The sequence below is a fragment of the Rosenbergiella metrosideri genome (assembly GCF_022602565.1).
Lineage (GTDB): Bacteria > Pseudomonadota > Gammaproteobacteria > Enterobacterales > Enterobacteriaceae > Rosenbergiella > Rosenbergiella metrosideri.
This window is the reverse complement of the sequence record NZ_JALBCV010000011.1, coordinates 68,756-91,050: the sequence shown is the minus strand read 5'-3', so window position 1 is coordinate 91,050 and position 22,295 is coordinate 68,756. Positions and strand designations below refer to the sequence as shown.

Annotated in this window: 20 protein-coding genes and 1 pseudogene; 8 read left to right on the top strand and 13 right to left on the bottom strand. The window is 47.4% G+C overall.

Going from position 1 to position 22,295, the window contains the following annotated elements; genetic code table 11:
- Positions 1 to 202, bottom strand: a pseudogene (locus tag MKR94_RS11775) (hypothetical protein); the annotation flags it as partial.
- A 68-nt stretch (positions 203 to 270) separates the two neighbouring features.
- On the opposite strand from MKR94_RS11775, the gene MKR94_RS11770 reads away from it, so the two are divergent.
- The 3 genes from MKR94_RS11770 (at position 271) to MKR94_RS11760 (ending at position 4,109) form a co-directional block, all read left to right on the top strand.
- Complete coding sequence (locus MKR94_RS11770; RefSeq protein WP_241647081.1) at positions 271 to 1,962, top strand: portal protein; 1,692 nt, start codon at positions 271 to 273, stop codon at positions 1,960 to 1,962.
- A gap of 4 nt (positions 1,963 to 1,966) precedes the next feature.
- Complete coding sequence (locus tag MKR94_RS11765; RefSeq protein ID WP_241647080.1) at positions 1,967 to 2,968, top strand: head processing protein; 1,002 nt, start codon at positions 1,967 to 1,969, stop codon at positions 2,966 to 2,968.
- Positions 2,969 to 3,257: 289 nt separating this feature from the next.
- Positions 3,258 to 4,109, top strand: coding sequence for a hypothetical protein (locus tag MKR94_RS11760; RefSeq protein ID WP_241647079.1), 852 nt, complete (start codon positions 3,258 to 3,260; stop codon positions 4,107 to 4,109).
- Between the two features lie 45 nt (positions 4,110 to 4,154).
- On the opposite strand, the gene MKR94_RS11755 is transcribed toward MKR94_RS11760, so the two are convergent.
- Complete coding sequence (locus tag MKR94_RS11755) at positions 4,155 to 4,652, bottom strand: glycoside hydrolase family 24 protein (RefSeq protein ID WP_241647078.1); 498 nt, start codon at positions 4,650 to 4,652, stop codon at positions 4,155 to 4,157.
- 128 nt (positions 4,653 to 4,780) lie between these two features.
- Here MKR94_RS11755 and MKR94_RS11750 point away from each other — a divergent pair, with 128 nt between their 5' ends.
- Both MKR94_RS11750 and MKR94_RS11745 read left to right on the top strand, forming a co-directional pair.
- Positions 4,781 to 5,032 carry a type II toxin-antitoxin system Phd/YefM family antitoxin gene (locus MKR94_RS11750; RefSeq protein WP_241647077.1) on the top strand — a complete coding sequence of 84 codons (252 nt, stop codon included), beginning with the start codon at positions 4,781 to 4,783 and terminating at the stop codon, positions 5,030 to 5,032.
- Complete coding sequence (locus MKR94_RS11745; protein ID WP_241647076.1) at positions 5,029 to 5,316, top strand: type II toxin-antitoxin system RelE family toxin; 288 nt, start codon at positions 5,029 to 5,031, stop codon at positions 5,314 to 5,316. The genes MKR94_RS11750 and MKR94_RS11745 overlap by 4 nt, the downstream gene beginning before the upstream one ends.
- Before the next feature lie 38 nt (positions 5,317 to 5,354).
- Here the strand turns inward: MKR94_RS11745 and MKR94_RS11740 are convergent, their stop codons facing one another.
- Both MKR94_RS11740 and MKR94_RS17190 read right to left on the bottom strand, forming a co-directional pair.
- Positions 5,355 to 5,678: a hypothetical protein gene (locus MKR94_RS11740; protein ID WP_241647075.1), complete on the bottom strand. Its 324-nt coding sequence runs from the start codon at positions 5,676 to 5,678 to the stop codon at positions 5,355 to 5,357.
- On the bottom strand, positions 5,671 to 8,610 hold the full coding sequence (locus tag MKR94_RS17190; RefSeq protein WP_241647074.1) for a hypothetical protein: 2,940 nt from the start codon (positions 8,608 to 8,610) through the stop codon (positions 5,671 to 5,673). The genes MKR94_RS11740 and MKR94_RS17190 overlap by 8 nt, the downstream gene beginning before the upstream one ends.
- A gap of 165 nt (positions 8,611 to 8,775) precedes the next feature.
- Here MKR94_RS17190 and MKR94_RS11730 point away from each other — a divergent pair, with 165 nt between their 5' ends.
- From MKR94_RS11730 to MKR94_RS11720, 3 genes are read left to right on the top strand one after another with little or no spacing between them, the layout of a single operon-like run.
- A complete protein-coding gene (locus MKR94_RS11730) occupies positions 8,776 to 8,985 on the top strand; it encodes a hypothetical protein (protein ID WP_241647073.1) in 210 nt (69 codons plus the stop codon).
- The gene (locus MKR94_RS11725) at positions 8,973 to 9,287 is read left to right on the top strand and encodes a HipA N-terminal domain-containing protein (protein WP_241647072.1); all 315 of its coding nucleotides are present in this window, start codon (positions 8,973 to 8,975) and stop codon (positions 9,285 to 9,287) included. Before MKR94_RS11730 ends, MKR94_RS11725 begins: the two co-directional genes overlap by 13 nt.
- Positions 9,277 to 10,317 carry a type II toxin-antitoxin system HipA family toxin gene (locus tag MKR94_RS11720; RefSeq protein ID WP_241647071.1) on the top strand — a complete coding sequence of 347 codons (1,041 nt, stop codon included), beginning with the start codon at positions 9,277 to 9,279 and terminating at the stop codon, positions 10,315 to 10,317. The genes MKR94_RS11725 and MKR94_RS11720 overlap by 11 nt, the downstream gene beginning before the upstream one ends.
- An 11-nt stretch (positions 10,318 to 10,328) precedes the next feature.
- Here MKR94_RS11720 and MKR94_RS11715 read toward each other — a convergent pair whose 3' ends face one another.
- The 9 genes from MKR94_RS11715 to MKR94_RS11675 form a co-directional block, all read right to left on the bottom strand.
- Positions 10,329 to 10,730 (bottom strand): hypothetical protein, encoded by a 402-nt coding sequence (locus MKR94_RS11715; protein WP_241647070.1) that lies wholly within the window; start codon positions 10,728 to 10,730, stop codon positions 10,329 to 10,331.
- 2 nt (positions 10,731 to 10,732) lie between these two features.
- A complete protein-coding gene (darA, locus tag MKR94_RS11710; protein ID WP_241647069.1) occupies positions 10,733 to 13,354 on the bottom strand; it encodes an antirestriction phage head protein DarA in 2,622 nt (873 codons plus the stop codon).
- Positions 13,347 to 13,970 (bottom strand): defense against restriction DarA-related protein, encoded by a 624-nt coding sequence (locus MKR94_RS11705; RefSeq protein WP_241647068.1) that lies wholly within the window; start codon positions 13,968 to 13,970, stop codon positions 13,347 to 13,349. Before MKR94_RS11705 ends, darA begins: the two co-directional genes overlap by 8 nt.
- Positions 13,954 to 14,409 carry a lysis protein gene (locus MKR94_RS11700; protein ID WP_241647067.1) on the bottom strand — a complete coding sequence of 152 codons (456 nt, stop codon included), beginning with the start codon at positions 14,407 to 14,409 and terminating at the stop codon, positions 13,954 to 13,956. Before MKR94_RS11700 ends, MKR94_RS11705 begins: the two co-directional genes overlap by 17 nt.
- On the bottom strand, positions 14,406 to 14,726 hold the full coding sequence (locus tag MKR94_RS11695; RefSeq protein WP_241647066.1) for a holin: 321 nt from the start codon (positions 14,724 to 14,726) through the stop codon (positions 14,406 to 14,408). The genes MKR94_RS11700 and MKR94_RS11695 overlap by 4 nt, the downstream gene beginning before the upstream one ends.
- A 103-nt stretch (positions 14,727 to 14,829) precedes the next feature.
- The gene (locus MKR94_RS11690) at positions 14,830 to 15,753 is read right to left on the bottom strand and encodes a hypothetical protein (RefSeq protein WP_241647065.1); all 924 of its coding nucleotides are present in this window, start codon (positions 15,751 to 15,753) and stop codon (positions 14,830 to 14,832) included.
- A 54-nt stretch (positions 15,754 to 15,807) separates the two neighbouring features.
- Positions 15,808 to 16,383: a tail fiber assembly protein gene (locus tag MKR94_RS11685; RefSeq protein ID WP_241647064.1), complete on the bottom strand. Its 576-nt coding sequence runs from the start codon at positions 16,381 to 16,383 to the stop codon at positions 15,808 to 15,810.
- Complete coding sequence (locus tag MKR94_RS11680; RefSeq protein ID WP_241647063.1) at positions 16,383 to 21,830, bottom strand: tail fiber protein; 5,448 nt, start codon at positions 21,828 to 21,830, stop codon at positions 16,383 to 16,385. The genes MKR94_RS11685 and MKR94_RS11680 overlap by 1 nt, the downstream gene beginning before the upstream one ends.
- A 2-nt stretch (positions 21,831 to 21,832) precedes the next feature.
- A complete protein-coding gene (locus tag MKR94_RS11675) occupies positions 21,833 to 22,285 on the bottom strand; it encodes a phage tail protein (RefSeq protein WP_241647062.1) in 453 nt (150 codons plus the stop codon).
- Positions 22,286 to 22,295 lie beyond the last annotated feature (10 nt).

Genomic DNA, 22,295 nt, shown 5'->3' with positions numbered 1-22,295 from the left:
TATTGCCATCTGTACCAATCGGTAATTCGTTAAGTAATTCAATCGCGGCATCGTTAGCCGTGCGCCGCGTTTTTTGAAGGCTGACACCTTCCACTTTACTGACTCCATAAGCGACCGGATCCCGGTGCTTATAAGCCTTCTCCATAAGAGCGATTAAGTCGTCCATAGACGCTACACCGCTCAAAATATCTCTAATCGACATGGGTACCCCAAATAACGAACTGCATAGGATTAATGCGATTAATAAATTTATGGAGTTAGTGATTTACGATGGCAAAGATACCTAAGCCGATGAACGGCGTAGTTAAATCCCTCCGGCAGCTCTTTGGTGGGAATCGACCCGATTCCACGCCGCTCTATTTATCTTCTGGCTCGTCTGTAGTTTCACGCTCTGCAGTGACAGGCGCGCCAGGTCAGATTGATGGTGAAGGGGCAATGTCAGGAAGTGGGGACAGCATTACCAGTACGGCCCAATTACCAAGCGACCGGCACGGCCAATACTCAGTTTTTGAGGAAATGGCAAAAAGCCCGACCGTTAACGCCGCGCTGAGTATTCACATCACGTATGCCCTCGCACCAGACAAGAAAACCGGACATTCTTTCGCTATCACCCCCAAGGATTTAAACGATAAGGATGCCGCCGATCGGTGCGCTGAATTAACGGCTGACCTGGGCGATATGATTAATACCCTGTTGCCCTCGATGGCGATGATTATGTCCGTATTCGGAACGAGTTATTGCCGTCCTTATGCTCAGCAAGGCAAGGGCATTACGGGGATTGAGTCGAGTTACTACACACTGCCTTATTTCGTGCGCGAGTATTACCAGGGCAATCAGCTGGTAGGCTTCGCCGGTGATTACATCACTAAGCAGGATTCGAGCGAGCGAGTGTTGTCTGAACCGTGGCTATTGGTCCCGATGAAAACGCCATTTTGGAAGCCAGACGGCGGCACAATGCCCGTAACCAGTACCGCGCGACCTTATAGCCTGTTAGCCGATGAAGCTGACAAGGAAGTAATGGAAACACAAAACTATGGTACCTCGTTCTTAGAGTCCAGTTACGAGCCATTCTTAAACCTGACCGGCGCATTGAAAGCCTTAAAAGCCGTGCGTTTTAACAGTGCCAAAGTTGACCGCCTGATCGCACTTTCTACCGATTCGCTAGATGTGGCCAACGCGGCAAATTACACGCGAACGGTCGCGCAATCTCTCAAACGTAACAACGATATGTTAGAGCGGCGCGCCACCAGCAACCTTGCTATGCCTACCGTTATGAACCACCTCATACCTGTTATGGGGAACGGTAAAAACGGGATTACGGTCGATACGCAATCAATCCCTGCAGACATTAACGGCATTGAAGACGTTATGTTCCATCTTCGCCAGCTGGCCGCGTCCCTGGGCGTTGATTCAACAATGTTGGGATGGGCTGATCAAATGTCCGGTGGCCTCGGTGAAGGCGGTTGGGCGCAAACGGCTATCCAAGCCGCATTACGTGCAAACTGGATCCGTGCGGCAGCAAAACAGGCCATCGAGCGCCTAATAGATATTCACCTGGCGTACAAGTACGGCAAAACCTACATCGGCGAGGACCGCCCTTTCACCGTCACATTCCATTCAATGAATACCGCTATCCAAGAGGAAGAAAACCGCGAGCTAGACGCGCGCGCGAACTTTGTCACGCTGCTGGTTCAGGTTATGGATGCCATCAATAACAGCCCGAAAATGTCCGGCAGCGATACGTTTATGAGTTACCTATTCATTGACCAGCTGAAAATGACGCCGGAACAAGTCGCGCAAATGATTAAAGAATTTCGGTCCATCAAAGCCCCTGACGAGCAAAGCGGTGGCGGCGACATGATGAACGAAAGCGCACCGGCAATCGGTGACGACCCGGCTAATTGGTCCAATGAACAATTAGTTTCCTTTGCTCACTTCATTTTAAACCCACAGGAAAAATAACTTTATGAGAACGGTAACGGACCGCTTTTCTCTGATTGATAAAATCAGAAAGTACACCCCTCAAAACAACCGCAAGTATTTACTTGAGAGTATCGCCACCACTCTGAATGATCCGATGGTCAAAGAGCGCATTGCACTAGGGGAAATGTACGGCTATTACGGGCATGGTAGACGTGCAATGAACTACGAAAAAACAGGTGAATTGGACCTACCTGAAACTTCCGTGGTTTTCGTTGATGGTAAGCCCGTTTTACTTGATAACGTCCCTAGTAACCGGACGCTTGATATTTCGTTAGATGATTCAGGGATTGTGACGCACTCGCAGGAAATTATGGACACCGTACCAGGGCAAATTGTTGATGGTATGGAAAAATCGAAAGCTGGTGGCTGGTCATGGGCGACCGGTGGCGATGATCAGGCGTTTCGCTCGTTCGTGAATAGCTATCACGGCATGGACTACGTAACGACTCCCAACTATATCAGCCTAGATAAAAAAGGAATGATGTTTGAATCGGCAGAATCGCGCCAAAGCTCGATCATTACGCACCTACAAACGAGCGGCTTTAGCGAGTCGGCGGCGATTGATATTGCTGAACACTTCGACAAGCTACATGCAGTTGACCCAATTACGCAATATGAACGTAATGCGATGCTGGAATCCGCATTGGCAATGGAAGAAACGCGTAGTCGCCGAGCTCGACACGAGCAATCTGTAATGCGCGGTCAGCTCGCAGAACTGGAACGTAACAACGAGAAGCGCAAGCAGATTATGCTTGAAGCCGTATCAAACATGCCTATTTTCTTATCAAAAGCGCAGCGCGAGGCGTTGGTAAATATGAAAACTGAGGATGATGTGAGAATTGTTGCGGCGTTATTAGAATCAGCGTCACAGAAAGCAACACGCGACTTGCCTATTGGCGAACGAAAGTTACCCGATCAGCCTAAAACATCGGCAGTCGGTAAAAAAGATGCAATTAGCTATCCTTTCGTATTAAGACAGCAATAATCGGTAGATGGCAGGTAAAAGGCGGCTTCGGCCGTCTTTTTTGCGTTTTCATTTTGCAACCTGATCGCTTGATCAGTATTGATCGCATTTTTGAGAGGGTTTACTATCCGTTCCGCTTTGTTTCAGGCGTAAAAAAAGCCACCTTCTGAGAGTGGCTTTAGTCGAAAGTTCAATCCGTAGCAAAACTAAACTTTCTACTCATTGCTCCATCGAGCTAAAACAACGAGCTTGGTCCGAGGACCTTTTTTACTTTTACTTGTAACCAACAAGCGAGCGCTATTATACCAACATGAACGCTGAATTCAATGAAAACACCGCCCGTCTAACGGGTTTTGACATCCAAAACGCGTTTAAAGCACTAAGCTTTTACTTTCCTTTCGCCAGTATCTTTTCTGATTCGTCCAACATCGCCGGATCTACGAATGAATACATCATCAACCGCTCACAAAGTCAGCTTGCCGAGATAGCGAACGTTAGCCTTCGTACAGCTTCACGCCATTGCACTTTAGCTGAGAAACACAACATGGTTGAGGTGCTTCCGGTCTATAACAAAGAGAACGGCGCGCGCCTGGCTAACGTCTACAAGCTTACTGCTAACTTCCTTTCCTTCGCACGACAGCTAAGAAACGCCATTAAGCCTAAAAGATTGTCGATCGGAAACCATGTAAAGGCGGTTAAAGCAATCATATCTAAGTTACTGATTAACATTAAATTTAAACCCACCCCCCCTACGCCAAATTGTCACATCCCCCCACGCCAAAATGGCGTAGCTAATAATAAATATAAACCTTTAGAAGTAAGAGAAACCGTAAAAGGCGCTAGCGACACTACCGCTGCCATGGATAACCAGCCCAAAGAAACTACTGAGCAAATTTCGCCACCAGCGAAAGCGCCAATGTCTAATAAAATTCTAAGGGAATGTCTTGCAAAAGGCGTTGCAAAGAGAGTGCGTGAGCGTAAACAGGAAAAGCTACTTAGAAAACGTAAGTACCACGCCAAGGTTCAACGTGAGGCAACAAAACTCAGTGCTCGTATGAATTGGTTTAAGCAGTCCAGTAAGCCCGTGAAGAATGACAGTGCATTTAAAAGCGATTACTCAGACGTGAACTACACAACCCCTAAAGGTTTTCGTACCTGCTAAGACAATACCCTACCGATATTAATCTAATAGGGTATTGTGGGCGTGTTAAGCGATAACGCCACCAGATTTTACGAATACATCCAGTAGGGTTTGCGGCTCGTGCGTGTGCTGGCCATAGGGCGAACCAGGCAATGAAGCCCAAATATCGCAACACTTAGCAAATACAGCATTGATATTACCGTTTAGGACGTCTAGGTAAGCGCCTTGCTCTTTGAGCAACTGATCGAGCAATAGCTCTTGTGACTTAGGACTAAAATCAGTGAGTTTTAATTGCTGCTTGTAAGCTGGCCAGAATCGGTAAAGTTGCTGATAACGCCCTGCTGCAGTCGAACGCTGTCCATTCTTGCTGAATACTTTACCTGGTCGATTTGCGAAGGGGTGATCGCTATAGTCCGTGAAGATTTCAGGCTTTCCATCGGTACCCGTCACGATCACGTCATAGCCTTTGTTTCGTGTTGCCGGTGAAGTGCTTGTGCCCTCAGAGAAGGCCAATGTATCGCCGAAAGCTTTACGGTTATTTTGCTGTGCTTGGGTAAGCTCCATTGTGTACTACTCCAATAGTTACGGAGCGTGTACCGTATGAAGTTCGTTATTTGCCATGAAATGACTTGTTAACAGGTCTTTTGTTGCTATAATACATGACCTGTTAACAAGTCTTTTTAGAGGTCTTTATGCCTAATATTATTCTTAGCGATACCAGCGCAAGTGTGAGTGAACTAAAAAAAAATCCCATGGCAACTGTTAACGCTGGTGACGGCTACCCTGTTGCAATACTTAACCGCAATCAGCCAGCCTTTTATTGTGTACCGGCTGAATTGTACGAAAGCTTACTAGATGCGTTAGATGATCAAGAACTCGTAAAACTTGTTGAGCAACGTAGGAACCAACCCTTAGTTGACGTTGATCTGGATAGTTACTTGTGACCTACAGCATTAAATTCAGGGAGTCAGCTCTCAAAGAGTGGCAAAAGCTAGATAAGACCATCCAACAACAATTCGCTAAAAAATTAAAAAAAATATGCGAAAATCCGCATATTCCCTCAGCTAAGTTGAGCGGTTTAAAAGATTGCTACAAAATTAAACTGCGCGCTTCCGGCTTTCGCTTGGTTTATGAGGTAATTGATGATCAACTTGTTATTGCGGTTGTGGCGGTAGGTAAGCGTGAACGGAGTGACGTCTATAGCCTAGCAAGTAAAAGAATACGGTAGGATGCAAAAAAAGGGCCGCTAAGGCCCTTTTCTCAATGCTAGTTAATTTCCGGCATTAAATCTTGAAGCTCTGTCCTTTCCGGGACGATGATTTCTGGTGGCCAAACGAATTCCAATCCAAAAATCCCTAAAAGGTTCAGCACCGAATAAGCCGGTAATCCTTCATACATCGCTGGGTCGTCATAAGGGAATGGACGCGCATTATCAAAGAAGTATTTTTCCAGTATCACCGGCGTTAAGTCTCCTGTGGTCGATACGATGCAATCCGCGTCCAGATCGTTAAGGTCAGGGCCATTAAAAACAATCTCTCCACTCACGCCGTTAATTGTTACCGGCACCTTACTTTCAGTTACTTTATCCACGTTGCGACTCCTGCATATAACCTACAACCAATTGTACAATATTATCGCCATTTGCAAGGCTCTGCCGGCCGTAATCTGGATTTACCAGCGATTGAATCCCCATACTGATCACTTCTGTACAAGCGAGTGAGTCAATATCGTTGATATTCGCCTTATCGTTGTATGACCGGCCAGTATATTTATTTGAGAAATCGCAGTTAAAATAGTATTCCTTATCACTGCCGGTACCGCTAACAATCATTCGGTCGTTTATTTTACGGCTACGTAAGTGCTCTTTTACCATTTGTAGCAAAGCAGGGTTAGAAAACTCAATGTGGTGCCCTATTTCATGCCATAACACATCCATTCCTGCGCCTTTACGCATAACAACCAGCGATTCTGTCACTGAGGCATAGGAACGCCCATTTTTACGCTTATCGAGCTTGATGCTTTTCAGTGTGGTCAGCTTGCCTCCCACAAGGCGATAAATCATGCTGAGGTTATCTTGAACCGCCCCCTTGCCATAAACCTTATCAAAATACGCCTGATCTGTTTTCGGTATGTTGATGGATTGCGCGAACTTATCGCCCTGTTCTTTGCTAATCACTGAGCTCTCCATCATATCGGAAAGCACTTTAGGGATTGTTCCTGGCTCGGCTGTGGCGTCTGGACCTTGTGCCTCAGCACCTTTCCCGGACAACGCCTTTAAGCGTAATTCGGTTAGGCTCTGATAGAGGTCGGGATAGTTTTTAACGAACTTATCAAATTGTTCAAATTTCCCATCATCCAGTGTAGGAATGGTGGACATTGCCCGGTTCATCAGGAAATTGCCAGGGATAGAACCAGAAGCGATCAAAAGAATATTTTCAATATTAGCGCTGTAGTCGCAAGCCTTATAAATCGCGTCTATGCCACCGTATTGTTCGATTAGCGCTACCACTTCACTGTTATTCGCCAAAATGGTGTTTTTCAGGGACTCCTGGCGGTCCTCCATTGGTTTAGCGCCGCTAATAATCTTATCGCCAGCGGTAATCGCGGCGTCTTTTCTCTCTACCGCTTCCTGTGGGGTGATCTGGCTTTCTACGCTAACCTTCTGTGCCAGGTCGAGTATTGGCTTAACTTCGGCCCATTGGATTGATTGCGTTTTCAGCATCGCTTGAATGATGTTAGGCAATAAGCCATTTTTTTTCACAAAGCTATAAATCATGGCGCTGACTTGCCGTGCCATCGCAATGTTTTCATCTGTCACCGCGTACTGATCGCCAATTAAGTGATTTATTAGTGATAGGTACTGATAAGGCGAGCCGTCCAAAAATAGCGCCTTATACTCTTTCGGTGTTGGCATGATGCCTAAGAAAAACGTAGTCGCTATCCACATGTTCTCTTGGTTAATGCCTCGGATGGTCGGCGGTAACACTGAGGCGGCGACTTTCTGATAGGTCGCTAGAGCGGCCTGATTATCTGGCGTGGTCGATGATAGAAGATTAACAGCGGCCGCGTACCGGCTATAATCTGATAGCTCAGGTTCTAGCATATCTATGACGTGTTCAATATCGTCACAATTAGTACAACCGCCTAGCACATCTTTGAGGGTTTTACGGCCACCAGCGGCCTCAAACATCGCAAAGTTAAGCCCTTTCCCTTCACCGAATTCATCCTCAATCTGCGCTGATACGGCGCTGAGAATGGATTTTAGGTCTACTGGTACTTCGCCGAACATATCCCCAATAGCTTGCTGCTGGTGGGTAATTTCCTCATTAATTTTACTCGCCAAAAGCTTAAAAGCCGCGCCCATGCGTTTAGCACTTCGGTTGTTAGACACAATGAATAATGCAAGGGATTCTGCCTCCTTCGTTGATTCTTCAAACAGCCCACGCTGAGCGATCACTTCTTCGATAGCCTGGCCGTTGTCTTTTGCTTCCCGGACAAGATTAATCGCCTCCTGCAGTGCTGCAATGGCTTGCTGGTCTAGGTCGTCTACATTCTCGATACCATCAACTAAGCCGCTCACGGTCGATTTATGGTTATCGGCCGACACACGGCTCATTTGTGCAAAGTCACTCGCCGCCACGTTGAGCGCGGTCAGGATATTGCGCATATCAGGATCGGGTTCTTCGGACACCAGTTTCACTAGCCGGTCGTCTTTGTAGGCTTTGGCAAAGATAGCGTTTTGTAAGCGGTCAATCAGCTGCTTCGTGGGCCGTCCGTCTTCTGTCAGCAATCCAGCTGAGGCGTTATCGCCAATCTCGCGCAAGAAAGCATGGATAAACGACATATTAGACTTAGCCAGTAAGTTACCGTCATCGCTCGGCGCAAAGAGCGCCATGGTGTTATCGGATAGAAATTGCGAATCAGAAAACGCCTTTTCACTGGCCGACATTTCCTGTAGGTCGGAAAGGTTCGAGTCACGGGCGAATTGCGCGCGGTCTACGTCTGTTTGACGCTCTCGCACAAGTACCGGCTGCTTAAACTTACTGATTTCATCGGCTGACAAGCCATAGTCTGCGGCATGGTCAATAAGAAACTGGCGGTAATCATCTGCTTGGCCTTGTTGATAGGCGCGCACGATCCCCATTGAACGGCCATTACCGGACTCAACAACGTTATCAGGGCCGATAATGGGTGAGCCCTGGCTGCTCAGTCCAGAATCAGTAAGTTGCTCAGGTCGCAGTGACGCGGCAATTTTTTGCACCTGTAGTTTACTGGCTAGACGTGTGCGGTCGCGTGGCTGCAGGTCAGCCGGAAACGCCGGATTAATGGTCCCATCCTGGTTGTTGGAAATGATTAGGCTACTAGCATCGACAACCTTAAAAGCGGTTTTAACCTGCCCTCCCTTGGTCGTCACGACATGCGAGGATCGCCCGGTATCGGTTTGCGTTTTCTCGGTGGAGTTTATGAGTACGATTAATTCATCAATACTCGCGGCTCCGTTTAGTTGGTCGGTTTGAGTCACAAAAAAGCCCCAATGTTGAATTGAGGCTTGAGGTTATGGACTTCGGTATTTACCAAAAATACGTGTTACAAAGAATCATATTTGATACTGAATGGTATAGATTGGTTATAAAATAGGGTGTATTATGGTTACATATATCATTTTTGATACTGCCGAGGATATAAAATGGAAGGCTTTTTGATTACTGAGGAAAAGCTAAGCGCTCAGATTAAGGACAGGATTAAAACCCTGAAAATTAGCCATGATGAGTTGTCTATTCAGACAGAGATCCCCATCGCAACCTTAAAACGCATCATCAAGCGCCCTTACCATGCGCGATTCGGCAACCTCAGCAAGCTATGTTTAGAGATAGGGTTCAAATTATGCGTAGGGTAGTGAGCGTATATCTCTACAACAAGCACGTAGGCTATCTTATTCAGAGAGATGGGATGTTTCATTTCAGCTACTTACCCTCTTACAAGGGCCCTGCTATCTCGCTAAGCCTCCCTAATAACGGCACTGTATTTTCATCAGAAAAGCTACCGCCTTTTTTCCATGGTTTAGCGCCGGAAGGCTGGTTGAAAAAGCGTTATTCAGAAACGCAGAGAATTGATGAAAAAGACACGCTCGGCCTATTGGTTGAAAACGGGAAAGACTTACTCGGTGCGGTAAAGCTAAGGTTAGAAAATGACTCGTGAAAGATGCTTGATTACTTTGGCTCCCCTCAAGGAGTCTGAGCGGCCGTCAGGAATGTCTCGTAGAGGCATTAAGGCATTGTTTGCTCAGCGCAATGCTAAACCTGCGCTACCCTTTACACGCAAAGAATTTATTGAAGAAAAACCCTTTGAGCAAAAAGGAATGAGCATATCAGGTGCGCAACCTAAGCTATCTCTCGTGCTTAATTATCAGGGCGAACTTGAGGTGGTCGATGATGGCGGTACCTACATCTTAAAACCTTCGCCAGAAGCCTTTCCGAACCTCGCTGAAAACGAACATGCGATCATGTCTTGTATGAAAGCACTTGGTTTCGAGGTGCCTGAATTCGGGTTAATCCCCTTTGCGTCACCAGACGGAACGGACGAACAAGAACTCGCTTTTATCATCGCTCGTTACGATCGTGAAGGTGAGTCGAGAATTCACCAGGAGCAAATAGATGGGGCAATGGCAATTGAAGATAAGTATGGAAAAGAAGGCAAATATTATACGGTAAGTTATGAGCAAGTTGGCGACTTCATAACGAGAGAAATAGATACCGCGTTATCCGTTAGGCGCGATTATTTTAAACGTGTAGTCTGTGCCTACCTTTTTGGGAATAATGACTTTCATCTACGCAATATCGGGGTAATGCACCCTGCAGAGGAAAATGTATATATAACCCCTGTCTATGACTTCGTTAGCGTGGCTCCCTATCCTGCCTTGTTCACGGCGCACTTGGCACTCCCTTTATTGAAACGAGAAGAATATGACCATGAAAATGCCGATGGTTACGACTCGAAATATGGAGATCTAGTTGGCTATGATTTTATTGAATGTGCCGCAGGTTTTGATATTAAGCCGGCATTAGCGAAAAAATATATCGAGGAAGTTGTAGCCAAAGAGGATAAGTTGATCGAGATAGTCCAAAACAGTTATATGACTGACGAACACAAGCACATTATTACCCAACACATTCGATTCAAAACGCGCCTATTACGAGTGTTCGACTGTCCAGAAAAAGCCCTCATTTGAGGGCTTTTATATCAGGCTATCGTTAAAAGGTAGCCGCTTTGCTCAAGCCATTGCTGGCTTCTATCCTTAGCATCTTCAAAAGATAAAAACGTCCCCACATATTCCTTAACCCCTCGCAATGCCGTGATAAAGGCATCCTTGGTGGCGCTGGTGTACTTACCGGCCAGAAAATCGGTCACAATTTGCGGTACTGGGGTGCTTTCTGGTGCCGGTGCCGGTGCTGGTTGATTATCATCCCGTTGCGATGACTGGTCATCGTTATTGGTTGCCGATTGACCATACCCTAGCTGCGTCATCAGGTCATTAATCTGAATAGCAATAGAAAGGCGGTCCATTGGCTTAGCGTCTTTCTGCTGGTCCATTAGCGTGTTGACCTGAGCCGCCATTTGTAAACGCTGAATCGCCGTTAACATCGTTATGCCCCCTTCTTCTGGATCTCAGCCATTAACTGAATGAGGTTATTAGCCACATCGTTTACCAGGCTTTCGTTATCTTCATAGGTTCCGGCCTCAACAAGTGCCTGAGCGGCGTTTTGCGCTTCCTGCAGCTTCTCGCCAATAACCTTAATGTCGTCTGACTGATAAGTGAGTAAGGCTTTAAGCGCGGCAATCGCATCATTACTCTGCTTGTCGAGCTCTGGCACGTCATTGTCTCCTGTCTTATCTGGTTGAGGTGTGGTCGCCGGCTCTGGTTGAGGCGTTGGCTCTGGTTCAGGCTCAGGCTCAGGCTCAGGCATTGGCTTGACGTTATCGGCACTAAACGTATTACCAAAATCGATCGCGGATTTAAGCGCTTCAATGTTGGCCGTGCTTGGTGCGGCCGTTAGCGCATCTTTCAGATCGGTTAACGCTTCGTTACCGCTTCCGTTGGCTGTCCACCAGCTTTCTACAGAATCAGCGCTTACCCCTGCGAGGTTCGCAATATCAGTAAAGTTGGCTTGTGCAACGTCCATCGGGTCCGGCTGGCTATCGTCTGTGCCTGTTCCGGTGTCAGCTGGTGGCTGATCGTCCGGCTTAGCGTCATCCGGTTGTGCAACATCGGTCAGCGCGGCAATTACATCCGTCATAAACACGTTCACATCACTGCCTAACGGGTAAGCAACATTCGGGAAAGCCTTCTTAAACTGCAATGAGACATTTTTAGTAAACGTATTAACGTCTTCCTTAGCCAGTTCCAGATATTGCTCTGCATACTCGCCTAAGCGCCCTTGTGCCAGTTGCTCAGCGTATTGCTTGTAATCGGCTTGGGTAGGCAAGTATTTGAGCTCGTATTGGCTCATTTGCTCGTCTGTCAGCTTCTCCGGGTAAACAATCACGCCATTACGCGCATATTGGCTATACGGGTCATTGTCATCTTTCGGCAAGATAGCAATTTGACCATCAGGCACCGCGCCAATACCTGCCGGACGGTTAACCAGGGCATAACGGAACCCTGCTGGCTGTGCTGCCGGTTCTGGTTCTGGCTCCGGGTCGGCCGGTGGGGTCGGTTCTACGTCAGCTTTTTTACTAGCCTTAATTTGGTCAGCCAATTCGCTAAAATCGGCGGTATTCGGGTCGATATTGTTGTCCTTAATCCACTGCAACGCTTCTAAGGTATTCACTTCCCCGTCATGCTTACCGTCTGTCGCGTCAAATAGCTGGCTAAGTTTATCGCCACTGATATTGGTAGCGTATGCCAGTTCTTTAAGCCTAGCCTCAGCATCGTCGGCCTCTTTTTCTAGCTGATCGCGCTTTTGCTGTTCATCAGCCGTCAGACTATCTTCATTATCGTAGTCATTTACCACGTCACGCTCAGTATGGGTCAACTGGAACCCTACAGATTCAATCGCTTCATCAATCGGAGTGCCCTGATCTACTGGCGCTGTGTCGGTCTTTGGTGCCGGCGTATCAGAAACCGCATCAGCGGCTTGATCTACCTTGTACTTATCCGCTTTCCCTGCCCGGTAGGCTTTAAAAATCTTGCCTACCGCGTCATTCACGCTACTGCCCTGCATACTTTTGGCTTCTACCTGGTACGTATTGCCGTCCGGCGTTTCCAAAATGGCGTAGGTGTGCGCTTCGCCGTCATCAACGGTCTTAACACGGATAGTTGAGCCATCACTTAACTTAGCTTGGCCGTCCATGTTGATCGCGTTTTTCACGGTGCGTAAGTTATCGGTAATGTTTTGGCTTGGGGCAGGTGCCGGCGCATTTTGTAGGGCATCCAATTGCTTTTGTAGGTCGGCATTAATCGACTTTTGCTGCGCGAGCTGATCAGAAAGAGTGCTTACCTGACTTGCCGTGTCATCGGCTTGCTTTTGCGCGTCATTAAACTGCTGCAGTAGGTTAGCGCGGTCATTCTCAAGCTTGTCGGCTTCGTTCTGATACGCGTCAATGTCCTGCTTCATTTTCTGCTGCATGGCTTGCTGCTTCTTAAACTTACCTGAGTTTTTTTCGATAAGGTTAGAAAGCGCTTGCGCCACCTGAGCAAGAGAAACGTCTTTACCCCCAATCGGCGCGACTACGTGTGTAACATCGCGTTTATTGATTAGGAATTGGAACGCCACTAGCAGATCACTATTAACGATAGTCTTGCCGTTGCTGGTGGGTGAGTGAAAGATAATGGAGGTGCTTTGCCCGTCAGAAAGAGGGATTTTTGCAGCCATTACCGGTACCCCGGCAATACGGCGAACCTTGCCGATTTGCGCGCCGCCCACTACGGTTCCCGAATCATCACCACCTGGGGCATTTTCGACACCGCCAGAAATGCCGGTCCCGTTAAGACCACTATTAAGAACGCGAGTAAACGCGCGCATTGTAGTAGCAAGTTGCTGCCGCTGAGTCGAAATAGCCTCAAACATAGCGCTATCACCTGGGACCACTTCGCCATGACCTAAGTAGACGTGCTCAACTTCTTCGAGTGTGACAGGTTCAAGTAACAGCCCTTCGCTATCGTCTTCCTCGACTGCAGCGTGATAGTTTTTATTACTTTCAAATATGGCTTGTAAGCCGAATTGGCCTAGTCCGTGGATGGCAATTCGTTGTTCAGTATTAACCATTATTTTTCCCCTCTAAATCTGCGATTTGCTCTCTTAACTGCTTGGTTAAGCTTTTTTCGCTTGTTAGATCTTGAGTAAGTTTTGAGATTTGCGAGGCGTTGTCGTTGGCTTTTTGCTGCGAGCTTGTCAGGCGTGATTGAGTCTTATCAATATCGTCCTTTACGGCATCGCGGCGCGCTTTCGCATCACTGAGTAATTGCACGTTTGACTTAATACCAGGCTTTTTCGGTGTGTCGCCGTCATCTTTGGTCGCTTGGCGCGCAATTTTCTTCGCCATTGCCTTTTCAAACGCGGTCGCGCCGGTTGAGAAAAGCTTAGCGAGCTGTTGTCCGACTTGGCTAAGGCTAGTGGCATGAGTGAATGGCGCATTTTTGCCGTTTACCCGTACCCCTGAAATGTCGCCCGTGTCGTTGACTTGGATCTGCATCACTTGTTCATCAATTGCCACCAGTGAGAATGTCTTAGTCGCTACACCATCTTTTTTACGGCTTGTACCGGCTGGAATGACTTTTGCCACTTGAAATCCGCCTGTGGTGATCGCTTTGACTAAGGGCTTTAGTCCTTTCTCATTGAGCTGGTCAAAATCCAATAAGACGTGATTAGCTGGCTGTGGCATGGAAAACTCCTGCTTGCTGAGTAATGGTGAATTGCTTGGTGAGGACCTTCGTTATCGGAAATACCCGGTAAAGAGGGTTAATGCGTGAGTTACCGTGTTTAATTCTCACGGTCAGTGCCCAATCGGACGCATCGAGATAACGCGTGTCGATAAGCAAGTTTTCACTGCTTGCGCCCTTCTCAGTAAATTCCAGGGTGCGTGTTTTCCCTGAGATAACTGTGGTCGGGTCGCGTTTATCACGTAACCAATACTCAACTTGAGCGCCGGTGATATTGGTTCTTTTTGCCTTCAACTTGATAGGAAACGCTATCGCGTTACCTAACGTGTTTTGTGGCTCTCCAATATCAATAAGGTCAATCTTTTTACGGCCTAAAATAAACCGATCAACCAGGCATAAAACTGCTAATCCATATAGAACTAGCTCTTGGTAGTTGCTCATGCACTCCCATCCTTATTGTTTGATAGCATCATTCCAATACCATCAATGATTTTTGATTTGAGGGTAGCCAACACTTCCCTCCCGTTGTTGCTTGCCGCAAGTACGCAGATAAACGTCAATCCTTCATCGAGCGCCCAATGACGTGCCAGATAGAAACCTGTTAATCCGGCAGTCAGTGCGAGAACTATCTCTGTGGCTAAGCTGAAAAAAGAGCGATCAATCCGCCTTTCTCGCGCGCCATGAAGAAAAACGCCGATACCGCTAAGCGCTGATAGTCCTACTGCGACAAGGAGTAACCACTGCTCTGTTAAAGTCACTTCCTCTCCTGATAGATAAATAACAGTGCGGAAAGATTAGGAGGTGCGAGATTTGCGAATAAAAAAAAGCGCCATAAATGGCGCTTGAATAAGAGAATTTCGATTATTTTGAAGCTTGGGTGCTTGAATCGGTTTTAGCGTTCGCATCAGCGGCAGATTGAGCGTCTGCAGCGGCTTGAGCGTCTGCTTTAGCTTGAGCATCAGCTTCGGCTTGGGCTTTCGCGTCTGCATCAGCTTGAGCTTGTGCGGCAGCGGCTTTCGCATCAGCTTCGGCTTGCGCTTTGGCTTTCGCGTCTGCGGCAGCTTGTGCTTGTTCCTCAGCCTGTTCTTTCGATAATTCGTCTTGTAGTTCTGCAGCGGCTTGAGCTTCGGCTTGTGCCTTCGCCTGGGCGACTTGCTGCTGATATGCCTGTGAGTCCGGCGCATAAGGAACGGTTGCAAGGGTACCGTTTAGGAATGACTGACATTGCAGATGATAGAGCTTCCACAATTTAAGCTTATCTGTGATCGATTCCTCTGTTTCACCTGGATTGTAATAGGACAGTTCTAGCTGCTCATTGCAGATAGCAATCATTTCATCAGCGCGCTCGCTTTCGTCCGATACTTGCGATTTCTGCTGTGCAAGGAGTTGCGCGGCTGAATAGTCATCATCCTTGCGCCAATTGTTTGCTGAATAGTCCCAATTGTCATAGGTCGAACCTGGTTTAATTGGCGTAACTTCTGAGCGGTAGTCACCAAGATAATCAACGGTAGTGCGTTGTTGTGTTTTCTTGTTGTACACCGACTCACCACGGTGATCAGGTGTGACTGACCACTTACCGCTTGTCTCGTCAAATACTGCAGCATTTCCATCCTCAATAGCTGGTGGGCTAATAAGTGTGGTACCAGGCGGTAATGCCATGCCTTGTGTCATAAAGGCGCTATAGCCTGTTGTAAACACGTTCATGTAATCAAAGCCGTATAGGAATACCCATTGTGACTCAATGACTACACCGTTTTCGTCAAAGCGACTATCTTCTACTTGCATTAAAAATGCCTCAGTTATGGTTAATAAGCCGAGGCATCGTAGGAAGTTAGTGATTTACTCAGATAATGTTAAGCTTGGCCATTCAATTTTTTCTGGATCACTCGTATTGATTCGACTGATCAGTACGATATGTTCCATCAGGGCTTTGAGATTAAGTTTCTCATTCTCTGTAGCTATTTCTAACTTGTCGGCATATTCGAGCGGTTTTATTAACTCATTAGCATGATTGAGCTCAGAAACTTTTCGCTGCTCAGCTAACTCAGTAAGCGCGGCAATCTTTTTGTCCTTGTCTTCCACCCACTTGCCATTCTCCCATATAACAAATTGGCTAGTGGGCTGTTCTGTCACATAATCATCAGGAATGGGACCAAGTGCCCGGAACTCTTCCGCTTGGCCAGACGTTTTTTTATAAATAACAATACCCCGATAATCTTCAGCGTACTCCCACTTTTTACCGTCCCAAATCTGTACCATGTCCTTTTTATCTTTCGGCGGAGTAACGAGGCAGCAATTCGCAGGTAATCCCGTGTGAGGTGGTATTACAACCTTTTCTGAACCAACATATTCTTTAGTTCCCGTATCAAAATGAAAGACCGTAAAGGTTCGGTGCTCAATAGAAAATTCAATCATTACGCTAATCTCACAATATAGTTGTACGCGATGTTCTTAACAGTAGTTTCAGAGTTACCATCACCATTAATAGTTATTGAGTGCCCGTGCGCGCCAATTCCTACGGTATGGGAGTGCCCTCCTGCACCCCAGGTATCACCTAAAACCCGGTGTGAGTGGTATCCAGCAGTATCTGTCTGTTGAGTAAATGCGCTACCGGTCGCACCATCCGTCATAATATTTGACGGTCGCACATAGGTACCATGAACCCCCTGTATGCTATGTGCGTGGTTCCCGTCACCTTGGGTCGAGAAGTCGATGTGGTGAGCATGATCACCCACGCCCGATGTTGATACTGTTCCTAAATCCGTTGTTCCAATAGAGGCACCGTGGCTATGCCACCTGTTACCATCACCTTCATAAGACAGTATGCTGCGATTACTTGCTGGCTTACCTTTAATAGTTTGACCGCGCATATCTGGCAAATTGCCGCTTGGGTAAGCTTTAGCCAGTTTAGGGCAATTGTTTTTATCAAAACTCTGCCCGGTCATAAACGCGTAAGGACCATCTGGTAATGAGTCTGACGGCCAAGGGATAGGAGCACCAACGGGGTAGATTTCGTCTGTCGTTACTTTTTCATCGTACTGAATGTAGTAAATGGTACCGTCAGTAAGCCCGGCAGGTTCGTCAGCCTGTGCAGCGTCACTGTAATCAATTAAGACCCCACTGCTTGCGCGTCCTTCAACAATATGGCCTTGAGTAAAATTACGGACATTAGCCCAAATTTCATAGTTATTACCGCTAGTAAATTTCCATCCAAAGCCGCCAGCTGGATCAATCGGAGTAGAACCTTGCACATAAGCCACTGCAGTAATGGAGTTAGCCGGCGAGCCGTTACCTGCCCGTAAGATAATCTCAGTTTTAGCCGCTTGGCCTTTTGAACCCGCGTTATAGCCAGCACCGCCTACAATAGTCAGATACGCACATTGGCCACCTTGAGGAATATTGACAGTCGCAACACGAACCCACTTACGCTTATCATCGTTAGCGTTGTAATAGCGGTTGTTGTCGATCGAGAAACCTAGTTCAGCAGGAGTAGGCTTGTTACCTTCATGGTAAATCTTGCTGCCTGAGTAACGTAAATAACTGTCATCGCTCAACTGTAGGAACTTGTTCGTTTTGCTGTTCTGAAGATAAACATCAGATCCACCTGACCCTAAATTTAGGTTGGAGCTTCCAGCCCCGACAACAGTTATACGATTTCCACTAATTTGTAGGTTATTCTTAAACGTACCTGAGCCGTCAGTATCGACACGGAATAGGTCAGTTTGTGTAATGCTAGGACTTACCGTTGTTGTGCTGGCTACAGCCACAATGAAAGGGGTGGTGTTCCCTACGACAATTTTCGTACTCGTTCCTGATTTCTTGACCAACGCAAAATCATTATCGTTACCAACGTTTATCATCGTGTTATCGTTGGTCAGATTTATGCTACCAATGGTAGTAATATTACCGTTTTGAAAGGTCGTGAATGTCGCGCCACCATCGGTATTTTTAAGCCCAAAGTACCCCCCCCACGTACCCAATTCAGGAACATTTGAATTACGTGTGCCAATATAGAGGTAATGATAAGCATCAATCCCACGTAAGTAGCCGGAGTTAACGGTCAGGTCGCCGCCATCAACGAGTAAATTCTGCTTAACAGTCGCGCCATTAGGGAAGACGTTAGACGCCATATCAACCCATAGGGACCACGTTTTATTTGAGTAGCAGCGAACAAATACGCGCGGTCGCGCGGCATCGTTACTCACATAAGCAATCTGAGTCGTGCCGTTTTCAGGAATCCCCGTTTGAACGTTTAAAACCGTGAGGTTGAATCGGATTCCCGTAGTCGGTGCATTAGTGATTGTCTTAGCGACTGAATCACAACGCCACATTCCTGCGGTTAAGTAGTCGTTTAAGTCGTCTTTATCACTAATTGCAGGGATGTTGCCGGTATTAGCGGTCGCATCCATGAGCTCCTGCGTGCTCGGCTTATTACCAGTGTGATAAATCATCTGGTTTTCGTACTGCAATGTACCGTCATCTTTCAATTGAAGATGCTTAGCGCTTTTGGTGTTATAGAGATAGATATCACTGCCACCAGAACCGAGCCATGCAGATGATGCACCGGCTCCAACTACTGTTAAATAACTACCCGCGATATTCAAATTTTTCGTATTAACGGTACCTACCGTGTCCATATCGCCTGTACGTGCATCAAAAACGATATTCGTTTTATTATTGCAAGTGTCGCGTAACGCCAAGCCCCACCAAGTACGTAATTCAACGTTGTACTTGCTGTAATCAGAGCCGTCTGCCGGACCGTTAAACAATCCGTTGCTGGTAGCTTGCCCCCCAGGTGCGCTAGGAAGTGCTACGCCGCCTTGGAAACTTTGCACGGGCACAAAGGTGTTAGCCTGGCCTTTCAGTGCTGCCGCGTTTCTAAGTTGTACTAAGTGAGCGGTGCTTGCAGACTCCGTGGCTAATCCTGACATGTTGTCATAAGTCGAACTTGTGGTTGTCATTAACGCGGCTGAACCAAGCCCAAGGTTATTACGCGCGCCGGCTGCATCTTTTGCGCCGGTACCACCGTTGGAGATAGATAAGGCGTTAGCCAGTGTCAGTGTGTCGTTGATCGTTGTGTTACCCGATAACGTCTGCCCACCAGCAAGGATCTGCCCGTTTGCCATGGTCACGCGGCCACTCGCTACATCAATAGAGAATGGGCGTAAGGTATTCCAGGTCGTAGTGTTCGAATCATCTGCAACGGAAAGGATGTAAAACGTGCTGCCGTCTTTACGCAAAAGAATCCCACTACCGGCATTAGCGATCCGTAAGCCGTTTTGGCCATTAGAGATGAATTCCTTATTGGTAATGCTATAACCGCCAGCGGTAATGTCACTCGAAGTCGTCAGGCCGCTTGCATTAATACCGCCCGCCATCCCCATAGAGCCATCACGGACATTAAAGAAAATTTTCGTCTTGTTGTAGCAAGTATCTCGCAAGCCAATGCCGTACCAGCTGCGTAATTCTAAGTTGTACTTGTCGTAAGCTGCGCCGTCAGCCGGACCATTGAAGATACCGTTACTGTTCGCATTACCGCCTGGTGCGCTAGGTAGTGCTACACCGCCCTGGAAACTTTGCATAGGGCCAAAGGTGTTGGCTTGCCCTTCAAGCGCCGCTGCTTCGCGTAACTGAACTAATTGCGTGGTGCTCGCGGCTTCGTTGGTCCTTCCCGTTAAGCCGTCATAGTTGGCCGTTGAAGACGTCATTAACGCGGCAGAGCCAAGTCCTAAGTTATTGCGCACGCCGGCTGCATCCGTTGCGCCGGTACCACCTTGCGCGATGCCTAATGCAAGAAAGCCTTTACCTGCAACGAACGCACCCCAAGAGGTTTCGCTAACGTAGAGATAGTTGGTCCCTTTAGCACTCATTAACTGCGTTTCGGTGTCCCCTTGTCTGAGGCGGTCGAGTTGCAAGTTTGAGCGCGCATCGGCGAGGTTGTTTGCGCCGGTACCGCCACTACTCATAGCCAGGGCGTTTTTAAGCGTTAACGTGTCATTGATGGTTGTGTTACCACCAAAAACTTGCCCGTTTGCACTCTGCAGCAAGCCTGTGCTCATGCTGATTTGCAATGGCCGTAATGCGTTCCAAGAACCTAAGCCGTTGTTATCAGTTGCAACTAGGAAGAAAAAGGAACCGTTGTCTTTACGTAAAATTGCGCCGTTACCGTTGGAAACAAGACGGAAGGCGTTAGCCGAGCTTGATGTAATTTCATCATTAACCTTCATGCCGTCATCAAAAATCTGAGGTGCGTCCCAGGTGTTTGATGAATTCAACAATGGAACGTTTCGGCCACTGGTCCCGATGTTACAGACTGCAGCGGATCCAAGCCCAAGGTTATTGCGCGCATCTGTCGCATTTCGCGCACCTGTACCACCACTTTGAACGCTTAACGGATTGTTGAGGTTCAACGAGTTAAGGTTCATATCCGCTTGCGAAAGGTCATATTTCGGCGAGAGCGTAGTCAGTACGGTTACTGGCGTAATGTACTGGATGCCTGTTGGCTCAGCCTTAACCGATGTAAGGTTATTACCGTAGTAGTTATAACCCGTACCGCCCGTAATACTGACTGTTGCGCCATTAAACCATTGAGGCGCTTTAATGTAGAAGTCGAAAGACTGATACACACCGCCTGAAATATTCGCCACAACGCCGATTTGCGCGCCGTTCGCTGAGGCTACCATCAGTTGTACGTGATTAACGTATTTCTGAGCTACATCATTAGTCCATGGAGTATCTTTCGCTGGCATATTACGTCCAGTGAAACTAAGCACGTCATGGCCCATTTGAGAGCCGCCATAGTTGCCGGAAGTTAACATTAACGTTAACCAGTTAGCACCTGAGCCAGCGTTGGGGATATTGGCAATTTTATGCCATACCGGATCGCTATAGTTCGTTGGCAAAGCGCGTGAAGGCATTGCGCCGACAACGGTTCCCGTAATGGTTACATCGTCAACGGTTAGGTCGCCAACGATAGACGCGCCGTTTGTGATAGTTACGCCACCTTTGACCGTCAGCGCATTATTAAAAAATACGTCACCACCAACGGCCATTCCACCGCTTGCTTTAATCGCCAGGGCGCGCCCATAAAACGGATCGGAAAAACCACCGCTAGAAAAGCGTGACTCTGCAGTAACGGCCATTCCGTTATTGATTGAGACATATCCACCAATCGCAAGGGCATTTTTACCCAGGGATTTAATTGCGTTAAGGTCCGTAATATCGCTGTTAACGCCGATCGCGGCTTTATTGTCATCAGCGTATTTCACGGCCGTTTCATAGGCGTTCTTAACTGCCTGAGAGCTTGCGCCAGTGTTACTGTCGGCCAGGTCGATACGGTCACTGAGCGTAATACCAATTAAGCGGTCAATCCGGTAAAGCGTACTGATCATCGCTTTGGTGATTTGCTTAGCTCCTGCTGGGATGACAACGCGGCATAATTCAATCTGGTTAGACTGTAACTTAGCGTTAATGTCGAGCGTTACAAGCTGTGAGGCTTGAACGGTAGAGTTAGCATCAACCTGATTGGTGACGGTCCCAAACTGGTAATCTGCTTGCAGCGCAATGATGTAGGACTTGCCTGCGGCAAGAGGCACCGTAATGTCAGCATTTTGCTGTACTGAGATTTGAAAGCCATTAGTGTCGATTGAGGCAACGCCTGTCCCTAACCCACCAGCTGATTGCGCCGAGGTAATGAGGACGTTTAGGCCACTGCCCGGCAACGGGATATAACCGCTATAGAATCCGGCTAAAAGAATGTTTTTAAATTTACGGTTCAATGCACTGGAAGCGTAAGGCTCCATGTATTGAATATCAGCCATCAATGGCAATGAGTTGTCCTGAGAAAATCCAACTGTCGCCATACTTATGCCCTCTGCTCAATCGACACGAACATTGAGTAGTCTTTGCCTTTAAAAATGGTGTCCTGTTGAGCGCATAGGACGGCAAAGGCGTTATTTTGGTCATCAACAAGGCATAACGTATTAAAGTTACTCACCTGACCATCTTTGAGTGAGCCTTGCGGTACCACGGTAGAAATGTTGATTGTGGAGCCAACTATCGTACAAACGAGCTGACTTTCAGCGAACTTGTTCAGGAGTTGGTTATTGGCGAAATTCGTTGGAATGTCGGCGATTTTGAAGCCACCAGCCGGGTTAGCGGTGACGAGACTTGATGTTCCCCACCATGCTTTAACCATCTGAAAGCGCGAGCCTTGACCGATAGCGGAAGCGGCTCGGCGAGTGTAATAATAATCAAGTAATTGAGCTTTATAGACGGTACCCTGCGCACTGGCCGGGACGCTAATAACATCAGACATAAAAAAATAC

What these genes read in the sequence shown, in the direction of transcription:
- MKR94_RS11675 (WP_241647062.1), bottom strand. Translation starts at nt 22,285, where the DNA reads ATGTCTGATGTTATTAGCGTCCCGGCCAGTGCGCAGGGTACCGTCTAT.
- MKR94_RS11700 (WP_241647067.1), bottom strand. Translation starts at nt 14,409, where the DNA reads ATGAGCAACTACCAAGAGCTAGTTCTATATGGATTAGCAGTTTTATGC.
- MKR94_RS11750 (WP_241647077.1), top strand. Translation starts at nt 4,781, where the DNA reads ATGCCTAATATTATTCTTAGCGATACCAGCGCAAGTGTGAGTGAACTA.
- MKR94_RS11705 (WP_241647068.1), bottom strand. Translation starts at nt 13,970, where the DNA reads ATGCCACAGCCAGCTAATCACGTCTTATTGGATTTTGACCAGCTCAAT.
- MKR94_RS11755 (WP_241647078.1), bottom strand. Translation starts at nt 4,652, where the DNA reads ATGGAGCTTACCCAAGCACAGCAAAATAACCGTAAAGCTTTCGGCGAT.
- MKR94_RS11715 (WP_241647070.1), bottom strand. Translation starts at nt 10,730, where the DNA reads ATGTTAACGGCGATTCAGCGTTTACAAATGGCGGCTCAGGTCAACACG.
- darA (WP_241647069.1), bottom strand. Translation starts at nt 13,354, where the DNA reads ATGGTTAATACTGAACAACGAATTGCCATCCACGGACTAGGCCAATTC.
- MKR94_RS11685 (WP_241647064.1), bottom strand. Translation starts at nt 16,383, where the DNA reads ATGATTGAATTTTCTATTGAGCACCGAACCTTTACGGTCTTTCATTTT.
- MKR94_RS11770 (WP_241647081.1), top strand. Translation starts at nt 271, where the DNA reads ATGGCAAAGATACCTAAGCCGATGAACGGCGTAGTTAAATCCCTCCGG.
- MKR94_RS11690 (WP_241647065.1), bottom strand. Translation starts at nt 15,753, where the DNA reads ATGCAAGTAGAAGATAGTCGCTTTGACGAAAACGGTGTAGTCATTGAG.
- MKR94_RS11765 (WP_241647080.1), top strand. Translation starts at nt 1,967, where the DNA reads ATGAGAACGGTAACGGACCGCTTTTCTCTGATTGATAAAATCAGAAAG.
- MKR94_RS11725 (WP_241647072.1), top strand. Translation starts at nt 8,973, where the DNA reads ATGCGTAGGGTAGTGAGCGTATATCTCTACAACAAGCACGTAGGCTAT.
- MKR94_RS11720 (WP_241647071.1), top strand. Translation starts at nt 9,277, where the DNA reads ATGACTCGTGAAAGATGCTTGATTACTTTGGCTCCCCTCAAGGAGTCT.
- MKR94_RS11680 (WP_241647063.1), bottom strand. Translation starts at nt 21,830, where the DNA reads ATGGCGACAGTTGGATTTTCTCAGGACAACTCATTGCCATTGATGGCT.
- MKR94_RS11760 (WP_241647079.1), top strand. Translation starts at nt 3,258, where the DNA reads ATGAACGCTGAATTCAATGAAAACACCGCCCGTCTAACGGGTTTTGAC.
- MKR94_RS11730 (WP_241647073.1), top strand. Translation starts at nt 8,776, where the DNA reads ATGGAAGGCTTTTTGATTACTGAGGAAAAGCTAAGCGCTCAGATTAAG.